The sequence below is a fragment of the Mucilaginibacter endophyticus genome, assembly GCF_003351025.1.
Taxonomy (GTDB): domain Bacteria; phylum Bacteroidota; class Bacteroidia; order Sphingobacteriales; family Sphingobacteriaceae; genus Mucilaginibacter; species Mucilaginibacter endophyticus.
On sequence record NZ_QPCG01000002.1, the window covers coordinates 695,343 to 709,482 of the forward strand.

At 42.5% G+C, this 14,140-nt stretch carries 6 protein-coding genes; all 6 read right to left on the reverse strand.

Going from position 1 to position 14,140, the window contains the following annotated elements:
• Window positions 1-50: 50 nt before the first annotated feature.
• The 6 genes from DUL71_RS10385 to DUL71_RS10410 all read right to left on the reverse strand — a co-directional run bounded on the left by DUL71_RS10385 (window position 51) and on the right by DUL71_RS10410 (window position 13,907).
• A complete protein-coding gene (locus tag DUL71_RS10385; protein WP_114938534.1) occupies window positions 51-2,471 on the reverse strand; it encodes an ABC transporter permease in 2,421 nt (806 codons plus the stop codon).
• Window positions 2,472-2,674: 203 nt separating this feature from the next.
• The gene (locus DUL71_RS10390; RefSeq protein ID WP_114938012.1) at window positions 2,675-3,712 is read right to left on the reverse strand and encodes a DUF4097 family beta strand repeat-containing protein; all 1,038 of its coding nucleotides are present in this window, start codon (window positions 3,710-3,712) and stop codon (window positions 2,675-2,677) included.
• 215 nt (window positions 3,713-3,927) lie between these two features.
• A complete protein-coding gene (locus DUL71_RS10395) occupies window positions 3,928-6,303 on the reverse strand; it encodes an ABC transporter permease (RefSeq protein ID WP_114938013.1) in 2,376 nt (791 codons plus the stop codon).
• A gap of 188 nt (window positions 6,304-6,491) precedes the next feature.
• Complete coding sequence (locus tag DUL71_RS10400; protein WP_114938014.1) at window positions 6,492-8,915, reverse strand: ABC transporter permease; 2,424 nt, start codon at window positions 8,913-8,915, stop codon at window positions 6,492-6,494.
• A gap of 108 nt (window positions 8,916-9,023) precedes the next feature.
• Window positions 9,024-11,444, reverse strand: a complete 2,421-nt coding sequence (locus DUL71_RS10405; RefSeq protein WP_114938015.1) for an ABC transporter permease — start codon at window positions 11,442-11,444, stop codon at window positions 9,024-9,026.
• A gap of 72 nt (window positions 11,445-11,516) precedes the next feature.
• On the reverse strand, window positions 11,517-13,907 hold the full coding sequence (locus DUL71_RS10410) for an ABC transporter permease (RefSeq protein WP_114938016.1): 2,391 nt from the start codon (window positions 13,905-13,907) through the stop codon (window positions 11,517-11,519).
• Window positions 13,908-14,140: the final 233 nt, after the last annotated feature.

The window sequence follows — 14,140 nt, forward strand, 5'->3', positions numbered from 1 at the left end:
TCATTAGTTCATTGATACTTGTATAGTCCGCAAACTGCCACTGCCAACTGCTACTCACTTCTCAGGCTTTTAACCGGATTGGCTAACGCAGCTTTAACAGATTGAAAGCTTATGGTTATTGCCGCTACTAATAGCGCTATAGCTCCTGCCAATAAAAACACCCACCATTGTATGCTGATGCGATAGGCAAAATCCTGCAGCCATTTGTTCATAGCAAACCACGTAACGGGGAATGAAATGATTGATGCTATGACGATCAGCCTTAAAAATTCCTTTGATAGCATGACCGTTATGCTGCCGGTTGATGCGCCTAACACTTTACGGATACCAATTTCTTTAACCCTTAACCTGATCATGAACGCGGCCAGCCCAAATAAACCTAAACTGGCTATGATCAAAGCGATGCAGGAGAATACGGTAAATATCTTTCCTGTCTGTTGTTCGGAGGCGTAAAGTGACGCATATTGCTCATCAAGGAAAGAATAGCTGAAAGGAGCTTCCGGTCTGAAATTGTCCCACTCGGTTTTAATACCGGCAATAAGTGATTTTATATCAGCAGTTTTAACCTTTAAAATAACAGTGCCGGTGCTATGTCCCGATAACAACATCAACGGAGCAATTTTTTGCCGGGCCGAAGCATAATGAAAATCCTTAATTACGCCCACAACCTTATACTGCGAGCGGGCCGAACGCACGATGGTTTTGCCAATTGGATTCGAATTACCCCAACCCAAACCTTTAACCAAGGCTTCGTTTACCACAACCGACATAGAATCGCCAGGGAATGATGGGTAGAAATTACGCCCGTTAATTACTTTTAAACCTAAAGTAGGAACATAATTTTCATCAACATGGTAAATATTGGTATGGATCTCTGCGTGGCCTCCTTTATCATCAAATTCTTTGGCGTCAATCTGAGTACCGTCAATACCGGCTAATTTACCCGGCACGCTGCTTGATATGGTAGCGTTTAATACCTGCGGATTGCGCAAAAGCTGATTTCTGAAAGCATCTGCGTTATTGCCCAGTGTGTAGGCATCGTTAATTACTAATACCTGGTCTTTATCATAACCCAGCTTTTTATTTTGCATATAATGCAGTTGCTGGTACACCACAAAAGTTGATATGATAAGTGCTGTGGATACCGCGAACTGGAAAATGATCAATCCGCTGCGTAAAACACCTTTTCCTTCGGCCTTGGTAGCGCCGTTGCCTTTCAATACGGCAATGATCTGGAACGACGACAAGAAGAACGCAGGATAAATACCTGCCAGAATACCAACAACAAAAGCGGTAAATAATTCTACAAGCAAAGCCTTAGGGCTCAGGAAAAATCCAAGTTCAATATGTTTGCCGGCTAAGTTGTTAAACAACGGCAATAGCAGGTATACCATGCCTAAAGCCAATAATAAAGCCCAAAAGGTTAGCATAACCGATTCGGTAAGAAACTGAGAAACCAGTCCGCTTTTTTCTGAACCAAGCACCTTACGGATCCCTACTTCTTTCGATCGCTTAGCCGAACTTGCAGTAGAGAGGTTGGTAAAATTGATACAGGCCAGTATCAATATAAAAGCAGCGAGTGCCCCGAAAATATATATATAATGGATATCGCCATTGGGCTCCAATTCATATTTGGTTGCCGAATGCAAGTGAATATCACTTAAGGGCTGCAGAAAAAACAGGAAAGTATTAACAGATTTACTTGCCTGGGCTATGCTTGTGCCCATGTCATGCGCAATTTCGGGCACCACAAATTTCCGCACCATCTCCGGGAAAGCTGCTTCCAGCTTTTTAGCATCAGCATTTTCATTTAGCACTATATAGGTAAAATAGCCAATATTGCTCCAGGTCTGTTTTCTATTTTCAACAAATGGGGTCATATTCAAAAACGCGTCACCATGGAAATGCGAATCATCAGGTATTTTGTCAATTACTCCCGTTACCTTGTAAGGCGAACCATCGATAGTAAGTGATTTACCAACAGCTTCCTGGTTACCAAAATATTTGGTGGCCATAGCCTTGGTGATCACCATGCTGTTAGGGTCGGTAAAGCAGTTTTTATCATCACCATCAATCAATGGTATCGAAAACAGGCGAAAGAAATTGGCATCTATCATTTGCACGCGCTCTTCCTTAAACTGCCTGTCGTTATATTTGATAAAAACCGGCCCGCGACCGGCAAGCCTTGTGGTTTCCTTTACTTCGGGAAACATGTTTTTGATACCCTGTCCTACTGCAATATCTACCAAAGGGTATTCGCTTACGCCATTATTTTCAATGGAGCGTAAACCAACACGATACATTTGTTTTGCTTGAGCCGGGTACTGATCGTAGTTTAACTCGCTGTACACATAGGCACAGATCAACATACAGCAGGCTAAACCCACCGATAAGCCAAAAACATTAATAAATGAAAATATCTTGTTGCGTTTTAAGTTACGCCAGGCTGTTTTGATATAGTTTTTGATCATGAGTGTACGGTTAACCTGTTTTATGGTTTTAAAATGTATACCAATAAACAAATCACCTAACTATCAATAAGTTGCAATTTATTTCAAACCCAAACTGTACGAAGACGGAACACCATGTGTACGGTTATGATACACTCCGGTTAATACAAAAGGCCTGTTACTAATTTAAGTAACAGGCCTTTACAATATGATTGTTATCCTTATTAATTTACAGTAAGATTAACCCTGTTGCTGCCGCGTACTTCAACTAATGAGCCGCCGCCATTAAGTTTGCCCTCTACCCGTTCTTTATCTTTATTTCCTGAAAAACTATCACCAAGATTAGTTTCGATCTTATCGGCGCGTATATCAAGGTTCAGGCCTTGTTTTGATGGTAATTGCAGATCAACATGGCCCGAGCTTACATCAATTTTCACTGATTTGCCTACGCTCACGAACTGAGCATGGAAGCTACCCGCACTTGTAGAAGCATCAAGGCTGCATGACAAATCGGTAAGGTTAATGCTACCGCCTGAGGTGCCTGTAATGAAATCGCCATCGATTTTGTTACCGCTGATGCTACCACCACTGGTAGTTGCTTTGATATCGCCTTTTAAGCCATCCAGGTGCAATGAACCACCCGATGTTTCCAGCCTGATATGCCCCATGCAATTGCGGGCTTCAATGCTGCCGCCAGAAGTTTGCAGGTCGATATTTTCTTTTGAATCGCTTACGTGAATGCTGCCGCCTGAGGTACGGCCCTTGATAGTACCGGTAATTTTATCCATATGCAGACTGCCACCGCTGGTTTCAAATTGCTGTACTCCGGTCAGATTGTCCAAATGGATGCTGCCGCCACTGGTGTTTAGATTGGTTGCCACATTACCGGGTACATACACGCGGAAAGATATGCTCAATGACCTTTTCCAGTCCCAATTGTTATCTTTTTTGGTTTTAGCCTTAGCGTGAAGCTCACCACCATTAACGTCGATACTTAAATCGTAATTCTCGTCAAGTCGTTTTTTGATCTCTTCCTTCGGCAAGTCGCCATTGCCGTTATTGCCCTGTATAAAAACCTCAACCCTTGGTTCTTCGCCAGACGCACCGCTAACAGTGATACTACCACCCGATGTATTAACAAACACATCCTTAATTGACTGGCCGGATAACGATTTGGTTAAATATGGTGTTTTCTGGTTATTTTGAGCAAAAGCGCTGCCGCCTGCACAGGCAATGAACAACACAAGTAAATACTTTTTCATAATAATGACATTTGGTTTATATATACAAGACCAAGCCATTAGCTGATACGTTGCATGACGGTGAAAATAATTTTATCATCATGGAGCACAAAAAAGCCCGTGAGGACACGGGCTCGGGGAATAAGGTTGGGTCATTACTACGTAGTCATTGAGTCATTAGCTGACTACCATTCAATGACATAATGACGCGAAGCTAATAACTCAATGACTAAAAATCATTCGCTTCTCAAACTCCTGATAGGATTTGCCAACGCCGCTTTAAGCGACTGGAAGCTGATGGTAACCACCGCTATTACAAATGTAAGTAAAGCCGCCAAAGCAAAAATCCACCAGTGTAAGGGTGTTTTATAAGCGAAACTCTGCAGCCATTTATCCATGCAATAGTATCCTAAGGGGATAGCAATTACTGTAGCTAACAAAACCGGTTTCAGGAGGTCTTTAGATATCAGGATGAGGATATTTTGTACCGATGATCCTAACACTTTACGAACGCCGATCTCTTTAGTACGTTTAGCTGCGGTAAACGAAGCCAAACCAAACAAACCTAAACAGGCTATAAAGATTGCCAGCCCAGAAAATATACTTAACATGGTTTGCTGCCTGATATCATTGCGGTATGTGGTATCAAATTGCTGATCAAGAAAGCTGAACTCAAACGGATAGATCGGTGCGACTTCCGCATAAGTGTTTTTGATGGCCGTCAAGCCCGCCTGTATATTTCCAGGCTTTAATTTAATAACGGCTACACGCCTGTCTTCGCTTGGAGATATGATAAGGGCGTCCATATTTTCTTTAAGCGAAAGGAAGTTAAAATCTTCCACTACGCCAATGATTGTCCGGCGATTATTATCGCGCACTGTGTTTCTAACCCATTTGCCGATGGCCTGTTGCGGCGTAAAACCAAGCTCTTTAGCCGCCGTGCGGTTAATCAATACCGAGTTGGTGGTATCAGTTGCAAACTGTGGCGAGAAATCCCTGCCGGCAACGATCTTCAGTCCAAACGTTTTTACGTATTCAAAATCGGCAAATTCCGATCTGGACTTGAATGTTTCGTGCTGTCCTTCAACCTCAAAACCCTGCATATCAAAAAAACCACCCGGTTCGCCCGACATCAGGGATACCGATTTTACATAATCTGAGTTTTGCAGCTGATGTTTAAATGTTTGCTTGTGATCATAGATGTCGTTATTGTCAATTTTTACGATAACGGTTTGTTCCTTGTCATACCCCAGCGATTTGTTTTTGACATACCGCATCTGGTTAACGATCACGATGGTACCAATGATCAGTAATACCGAAATACTAAACTGGAATACCACCAGCGATTGTCTGAAGAAAGCTCCGCCTTTACCCAGCTTAAGCTTTCCTTTTAAAGCCTCAATAGGCGAAAACGCAGACATGAATATAGCAGGGTAACTTCCGGCCAGGAAACCCACAAATAAAATAACGGCTAAAAGAAACAGGTAAATTGGCGCGCTGTTCCATGATACGGTAAGAGCATAACCCAACAGACTATTGTATGATGGCATCAGCAGAAAAAGCAAACCTATCGAAAGCGCACACGAAATGAGTGCCAGCAACAACGACTCGCCGATAAATTGCCATACTAAATGATTTCGCAAAGCGCCCAATACCTTACGCATACCAACCTCTTTTGATCGTTCAACCGCGCGGATGGTGGCGAGGTTCATAAAGTTGATACAGGCGATGATCATGATCAGCACTGCTATCGAAATAAAAATAAACACAACCATTTTATCGCCGTGTTTCACCGCATCAAACGATGAGGCATTTTCAAAATAAATATCTTTAAAAGGTCTTAGGCTCAGGTTAAATTTGGCGCCAAAACGCTCCATATCTTTCCCCATATATTTCTCCATAAATTGAGGAAAGCGGCTTTCTAACCTGGCCGGGCTACTATGTTCGTTCAGCAACAGGTAAACAAACAAGCCGTTATTGATCCAAACATTAAAATTGGGGTCATGGGTATAATTGGATATCGGCACCACCAAATCAAAATCAAGATGCGAATTTGAAGGGACATCTTTGGCAATACCGGTTACCTTTAATTGCATGTGTTTATCCATCTTCACCACCTTACCCATGGCATTATCGATATTGCCGAAATACTTTTTGGCGGTAGTTTCGGTGAGCACTACGCTGCCCGGATTGTTCAAGGCTGAAACTGCATCGCCTCTCAATAGCGGAAAAGTGAACAACTGGAAAAAATTGGAATCAACCGCGTAAACCTTCTTTTCGTTAAATGACTTTTCGCCAAAAGATATCAGGTTATTCTGCGGTGAAACCCGTACAGCCATCTTGATATCATGCGGATAATCATTCAACATGGCGGGTGCATAAGGTCCCGACAAGTATGAAGTAGGCGGTTTTGACTTATCAAAACCACGCATTACCCGGTATATGTTTTTACCCTGCTTATGAAAATTATCCACGCTAAACTCGTTCATGATATACAGGAATATCATCAGGCAAACGGTTATCCCCATGGTTAACCCTAAAACATGGATCAATGAAAAAGCCTTATTTCGATAAAGGTTCCTCCAAGCTGTTTTTAAGTAATTACGTATCATATTTTATATCATTATTTCATTGGGTCATTAAGTCATTTTTATAATAAGTCAGGGCAACCAACGCCCCAATGACAGGAAGTAAATAACTCAATGACCAATTCTCCACTGCCATTTGCCGCTGCAGGCTGCCACTCATCCCTCAAACTCCTTACTTACTGCACCCTGCCACTGCCACTAATTCCTTATTGCTACTCATTCTTAAGGCTCCTCACAGGGTTGGCCAATGCCGCTTTGATAGATTGAAAACTGATAGTTATAAAAGCGATCAACACTGCCGAAACCGCGGCCAGTACCACTACCCACCATTGTATATTTTGACGATAGGCAAAACCCTGAAGCCACTGCTGCATGGCAAACCAGGCCACCGGAACAGCTATTACTATAGCTATAGCAACCAGTTTAATAAAGTCTTTTGATAGCATGCCTACAATAGCCGCAACGTTGGCGCCAAGCACCTTACGGATCCCTATTTCTTTAGTACGTTGTTCGGCTGAATAAGCTGCCAGGCCAAATAAGCCTAAACAAGCAATGATGATGGTTAAACTGGTAAAAATGATGAATATAGTACCCATGCGTTGCTCAGCACGGTATGATGAATCAAAATCCTCATCCATAAATGTATATTCAAACTCCTTACCCGACTTTATGGATTTCCACTTATCCTTAATCATGCCCATTAAAGCCGTAATATTAGCTGTATTAACTTTTACACTTAAAGCGCCTGTATTTTCTCCATACATCAATATAACCGGGGTAACGTTGTTACGCAGGGAAGCAAAATTGAAATCCTTGATCACGCCAACAATATGATACTCCTTGAATGTTTTGGCCATGTTATCCATAGGCAAATACATAGGTTTATTAAGTGGATCCTTTACCCCCATCAGTTTTGCCGCGGTTTCATTGACGATCATAGCCGCCGAATCGGTTGGCATCAGACTTGAAAAATTGCGGCCTTTAGTTAACTTGATGCCGAGCGTCGACAGGTAACTGTCATCAACTACCCAGGTTTGTGCTAATACTGCTTTTTTAGGATCGAGTGCGCGCTCCTGGAAAACACTGCTGCTATTGCGGTAATCGGAAGTTGGCAAAAAGCCGGTCATGGTTACACCCATTACCCCAGGTAATTGTTTTACTTCGTCCCTGAATACCTTGCTCTGCGCCCCAAGATCATATACACCATGCACAACCAATACCTGGCTGCGATTATAGCCGAGATCTTTATTTTGGATATACTTAAGTTGGTTATAAATAACCAGTGTACCGATAATTAGTGTGATAGAGATAAAAAACTGGAACACCACCAACGAACTCCTCAGCATACCTCCCTTGAAACCAGATGATAGTTTACCTTTTAAAACATCGATAGGCTGAAATGCCGAAAGGAAAAACGCCGGATATGAACCTGCCAAAAAGCCGATCACTAAAACGGTAAGCAATAATGCCGGAACAAGCCAAACCAATGAGCCAACGCTAAGCTCCATAGCTTTACCCGAAATATTATTGAATACCGGTAGCAAGAAATAGGCTATCAGCATTGCTATCACGGTTGCCAAAAAGGTTACCATGATAGATTCTGACAGGAATTGAGCGATAAGCGATTTGCGCCTTGAGCCGAGTACCTTACGTACCCCAACCTCGCGGGCACGGTTTGCCGAGCGGGCAGTTGAAAGGTTCATGAAGTTTACACAAGCTATCAGCAATATAAAGATAGCCACCGCGCCAAAAATGTATACATACTGGATATTACCGTTATGATCAAGCTCCGACATGAGGTTTGATTTAAGGTGAATATCTTTCAATGGCGCAAGGCTCAATTGATACCTGTTACCTGCACTTTCAAACGAATCGAAATTGAGATGCAAAATATCCTGCAACTGCGGCCCGGCATATTTGCGCATCAAAGCAGGGAACTTGGCCTCAAACTTTTTAGCATCTACACCCGGTTTGAGCAGCACATAGGTATTAAAGTTATTGCTGAACCAGGCATTCTCTTTACTTTCCTGCGCCGATGCCATCGACAGGAAAAAATCATAATGAAAATGCGATTGCTTAGGCAAATCCCTGATTACGCCGGTAACCTTGTAAAGCTCCCTTTCATCAAACGTGAAAGTTTTCCCTACTGCCTGCGCGGTGTTAAAGTAACGCTTGGCTGTACTTTCGGTTATTACTACAGTATGGGGTTCAACCAGCGCCTTTTTTGGGTCGCCGCCTACCATAGGCAAGGTAAATACATCAAACAAGGTTGAGTCGGCTAAAACCACACGGTTTTCGTGGATGACTTGATTACCTTTTTTTACATTGTAGCCACCGCGCTGCAATAAACGGCAGGCCCGTTCAACCTCTGGGTAATCATTTTGAAAAGTAGCACCAAGGGGTGCTGGTGAGGACGCATAAGTTTGGTCGATACCACCAAACTTAATCTGCATATTGGCACGGTAAATTCTATCGGCCTTTGTGTTGAACTTGTCATAACTCAGTTCATCAACTACGTAAAATACAATCAGTAAACACGTAGCCAGCCCAAGAGCTAAACCAAAAACATTAATTGCGGTAAATCCCACATTTTTTTTCAAAGTGCGGAAAGCGGTTTTAAGGTAATTTTTAAACATGGTTTATTTCATTAAGTCATTGAGTCATTAGGTCATTTACATCTTTCAATGCTCATCAGCCACTCAATGACTTGATGACCCGAAGCAAATGACCCAATGACTAAAAAATCATTCATTTTTTAAACTATTAACCGGGTTTGCCAAGGCTGCTTTTACCGACTGGAAACTTACGGTAACAACAGCTATCAGCAATGCCCCTGCACCTGCCAATACCAGCACCCACCATTGTATGCTGATGCGGTATGCAAAATCCTGCAGCCATTTGTTCATCAGGTACCAGGCCAAAGGCGTGGTTATGGCAATGGAGGTCAGCACCAGTTTTATGAAATCTTTTGATAAAGTGTTTACTATAGCCGATACACTTGCACCCAGTACTTTACGGATCCCTATTTCTTTGGTGCGCTGTTCGGCAGCGTAAGCAGCTAAGCCAAACAAACCAAGGCAGGCTATTGAAATGGCCAGCACAGTAAATATGATCGCTATGGTACCCGTACGCTGCTCTGTGCGATAGTTGGCATCAAAATCCTGATCCATAAAGGAATAGCTAAACTGGCTTTGAGTCATGCCCTGCCATTTAGTTTTTATCTGGTCGATAAGAGCAGGTAAATTAGCGGTGCTCACCCTAACGCTCAGGTTGCCGGTATCTTCGTTCATTAAAAAAATCATCGGACTGATATTTTCCCGCAGTGAGTTAAAATTGAAATCTTTTACTACGCCTATGATATGATAAGGTTTGATATGATCCCTGTTGCCATCCATATTACGGTACAGGATTTTATTAACCGGATTAGTAAAACTCAGGAACTTAGCCGCTGTTTCATTGATCACCAGGCCGGTTGAATCAGTAGGCATGTTTGCCGAAAAATCGCGACCGGCAGAGATCTTCATACCAAGGGTGCTGATATAATCCGCATCTACCCGCCAGCTTTGTGGAAACAAGGCCGTTTTTTGGTCAGACGCCGCTTCTTTGTAAAATATAGATGTCCCCCTGTTTTTTCCGGTTGGTAAATAGCCGGTCAGAGTAGCGTTAACTACGCCATTCATCTGCTTCACTTCATTTTTAAAGGTTTTGGCATGGCTGCCCAACTCAAAAGCATTATTGATAACAAGCACCTGGTTACGGTTGTAACCCAGGTTTTTAGTTTGGATATAGTTGAGTTGATTATAAATAACGATAGTACCTATAATCAGGAATATCGAAATGGAAAACTGGAAAACAACCAATACACTCCGGAGCCAGCTGCGTTTGAAGCCACCGGCCAGCTTACCGCTTAACACGTTAATAGGCTGAAAAGCAGAAAGGAAAAATGCGGGATATGATCCGGCGGCGAAACCTACTATCAGCACAATAACCAGCAAAGCAGGCAGCAACCAGGCCAATGTTTGCGAGCCAACAACCATCTCCTTTCCCGATACCTGGTTAAACAACGGTAAAAGCAGTAGCACTGCAAAAAAAGCGATAACAGCCGCGGCCAGCGTTACCATAACAGATTCGGTTAAAAACTGCGCTATTAAATATTTACGCGGCGAACCTAAAACCTTTCGTACCCCTACCTCGCGGGCCCTGTTGGCAGAACGAGCTGTAGAAAGGTTCATAAAGTTGATACCGGCTATAAGCAGTATAAATATGGCTATAGCCGAAAATATATAAACATACTGTACCGAACTGTTACTGCCTAACTCGCCGGTACGATTTGAATGCAAATGGATATCGGTTAATGGGGTGAGGTTAAGCCTGAAATAGCTACCGCTTTTCTCAAAATCGGCAATATTCACATGCAAAGCAGTTTGCATTTGTCCCTCGCTGTATTTTTTCAGTAACGCGGATAATTTCTTCTCAAATAATTTGGAATCTGTACCTGGTTTTAAAACCACGTAGGTGTTATAATCACTCCTTAACCATTCGCCGGACCGGCTATCCGGCCAGGTGATCATCGATATAAAAAAATCAAAATGAAAGTGCGATTGCTTTGGCAAATCCCTGATCACCCCTGTAACTTTCAATAATTGGTTATTATCAATAGCCAGTGTTTTACCTACGACATTGGTACCGTTAAAGTACTTTTTTGCAATAGATTCGGTAATGACAACGGTGTTAGGCTCTTTCAAAGCGGTTGCCGAGTTGCCATTGATCATTGGCAAGGTAAATACATTAAACACCGACGGGTCGGCGTAAACATTACCATACTCCAGGATACTTTCATTTCCTTTTTTAACGTGGAAACCTCCGGCAGCTTTAAGCCGGGTTGCATCTTCCACTTCCGGCAGATCTGTTTTTAAGGCCTGCGCCAACGGTGGCATTGCTACCGCATATAATACGTTATTGTTGCCAAATTTCAGGTCTTCGTTAACGCGATACGTGCGGTTGGCTTTTTCATTAAAGCGGTCGTAGCTCAGTTCGTCGGCTACATAAAGCACAATCAGGAGGCAGGTAGCAAGCCCAAGTGCAAGCCCCAATATATTTATAACCGTAAACCCCACGTTTTTACGCAGGGTACGGAAAGCTGTTTTAAGGTAATTTCTAAACATGGTTCATTGGTTCAGTTGTTCATTAGTTCATTGGTGTTAAGTTGCATAACTGCTTACTGCCACTGCAAACTGCTACTCACTTTTTAAGCTCTTAGCCGGGTTTGCATTTGCCGCCCTTACGGATTGTATGCTTACGGTTACAAAAGCAATGATGACAGCCAGGATGCCGGCTATTGCGAAAATCCACCAGTTAATATCAACCCGGTAAGCAAAGCTTTGCAGCCATTTGCTCATACCATACCAGGCCAGCGGCGACGCTACCAGGGTGGCGATCAGCACCAGTTTCATCAAATCTTTTGACAACAGCGTAACTATAGAGGTTACACTCGCGCCTAAAACTTTCCTGATACCTATTTCCTTTACCCGCTGTTCGGCAGTAAAGGTTACCAATCCGAATAAGCCGAGGCAGGCTATGCTGATAGCGAGTATGGTGAATATGAGCAGGATGTTACCCTGTTTTTGTTCTGATTGGTATTGCCTGGCGAAGTTTTGATCAAGGAAATGGAATTCAACCTTATTTTCTATATCAAACCTGCCATAGATCTTGCTGATGTAATCAAGCGTTGCGGGGATATTATTTTTGCCGATGCGGACATACATATTGTCCTCATCATTTGCTGTAAACGGAAGATACAGCATCATAGGCGCCACCTTGTGTTGTAGGGAATAGGTGTTAAAATCTTTAACTACGCCAATTATTTTCCGACTGATCACGTTGCCGTTATTATCCAAACCTACCCTTACCGAACGCCCGACAGCATCCTTCCAACCCATCTCGTTAACCAGCGTTTGATTTACAATGATGGCTTCCTGCTTGTCGGTGCTCATATCCGGAGAAAAATTGCGTCCTTTAGCCAGCTTTATCTGCAGGGTTGGAATAAAATCTTCATCAATAATCAGGTTCTCCACTACTTTCGATTCAGAATTGGCTTTTCCATCCGAACCGATGTTAAAATAATCTGAGCCTATATCATTATTACCTATAGGATTCCCTGCAATACCTACAGCCTCAATAGCCGGATTTTGCAGCAGCTGACTTTTAATAGCGGCTATTTTTCCCCGGGCTGATTTATCGCTGATATGAAAAGTAAGGGTTTGGGCCTTGTTGAAACCCAGGTCCTTATTCATCACATAATGTAACTGCCTGTAAATGATACATGAGCCGGCTATCATAACAATGGTAATTACAAACTGAAACACTACTAATGATTTTCTGAACAATATAGTTGCAGTCTGGCTGCCCATCTGGCCTTTCATGGCAGCGATAGTCCGGAAACCGGATAAAAACAAAGCCGGGTACAAACCGCTCAAAACACCGGTTACCAAAGCAAATAAGCTGAATGTGATGACCGTCGTGCTGAAACCAAACTGTAGCAACACCAAATTTTTCCCCGAAAGCTGATTAAAGTAAGGCAATAGAAATTGTACCATTACTGAGGCGATGAGCGCGGCTATCAGGGTAAACAAAACAGATTCGGCAAAGAACATCATGATCAGTTGCTTTTTGCTTGAGCCGATAACCTTGCGTACACCAATTTCTTTGATGCGTATCGATGAACGGGCTGTGGTAAGATTTACGTAATTGATAACGGCAATGGCCAATATCAGCAACGCCACCGCGCCAAATACATATACATAAGTGATATTGCCGTTGCTGCCCAACTCATAATCGAGATTCGAATTGAGGTGAATCGACGTTAACGGTTGCAGCTCCATACTGAACTGAACGGCACCAAGCGCACCTTTCAAGTATTTGTTAAAAAAGGCGTTGGAGCCGGCCTGGATCTTTTTAAAATCATCATGGTTTTTCAGCAATACGTAGGTGTAGATATGAGAATTAGCCCAGGTATCGGTATAACCCTCGGGTAACGACCTCAAGGCATTGAAAGTAAACTGAGAATTTACCGGCACATCATCAATAACCCCGGTAACTGTATTTGGGCTATTTTCGATGAGCACCGTTTTATCCTGAGCATCAGCAGCATTTCCAAATAGTCTCTCGGCAAGGGTTTTAGTAAGAACAATACTTTGTGGTTTGCTTAAAGCGGCGTTGGGATCGCCTGATAAAAAGTGATGGGTAAACAGGTTAAAGAAGCCTTTATCGGTAAACAACATCCCACCTTCGTTGATCTGTTTTTCACCATAGGTTATTTTGCCGCCACCTTCAGCATCAATGCGAATTGCATCTTCAACCTCTGGATAATCATTTTTTAAAGCAGGTGCGTAAGGTGGTGATGTAACCGCAAGATTGAATTTGCCGCCATTCCAGGTACCATGTTGCACTACGCGAAAAATACGATCGGCCTTAAGGTTATAACGATCGTAACTCCATTCATCAACCACATAAAGGCTAATAAGCCAGAACGCTGCAATACCGGTAGCTAAGCCGAAGATATTGATAAACGAAAAAACCTTGTGTTTGATGAGGTTTCTCCAGGCTATTTTGATGTAATTACGTAACATAGGTAAACGGTTTATACATCTAAAATAGTAAAACCTGTACCAATTATTTAAACTATTAAAAATCAAATAGTTAAATAAAACCAATTAATTTAAAACCGTTCGGTAATGGAACACTTGCAGTACGGATGTGAACGATATTTTAAGTCGGAAGTTCGAAGTTTAGAATCTGAAGTCACTCTTTATCTACTACTTGAATTTTATTATAAGTCTGAAGTACGGATGTGAAGTTAATG

What these genes read in the sequence shown, in the direction of transcription:
- DUL71_RS10410 (WP_114938016.1), bottom strand. Translation starts at nt 13,907, where the DNA reads ATGTTACGTAATTACATCAAAATAGCCTGGAGAAACCTCATCAAACAC.
- DUL71_RS10390 (WP_114938012.1), bottom strand. Translation starts at nt 3,712, where the DNA reads ATGAAAAAGTATTTACTTGTGTTGTTCATTGCCTGTGCAGGCGGCAGC.
- DUL71_RS10405 (WP_114938015.1), bottom strand. Translation starts at nt 11,444, where the DNA reads ATGTTTAGAAATTACCTTAAAACAGCTTTCCGTACCCTGCGTAAAAAC.
- DUL71_RS10400 (WP_114938014.1), bottom strand. Translation starts at nt 8,915, where the DNA reads ATGTTTAAAAATTACCTTAAAACCGCTTTCCGCACTTTGAAAAAAAAT.
- DUL71_RS10385 (WP_114938534.1), bottom strand. Translation starts at nt 2,471, where the DNA reads ATGATCAAAAACTATATCAAAACAGCCTGGCGTAACTTAAAACGCAAC.
- DUL71_RS10395 (WP_114938013.1), bottom strand. Translation starts at nt 6,303, where the DNA reads ATGATACGTAATTACTTAAAAACAGCTTGGAGGAACCTTTATCGAAAT.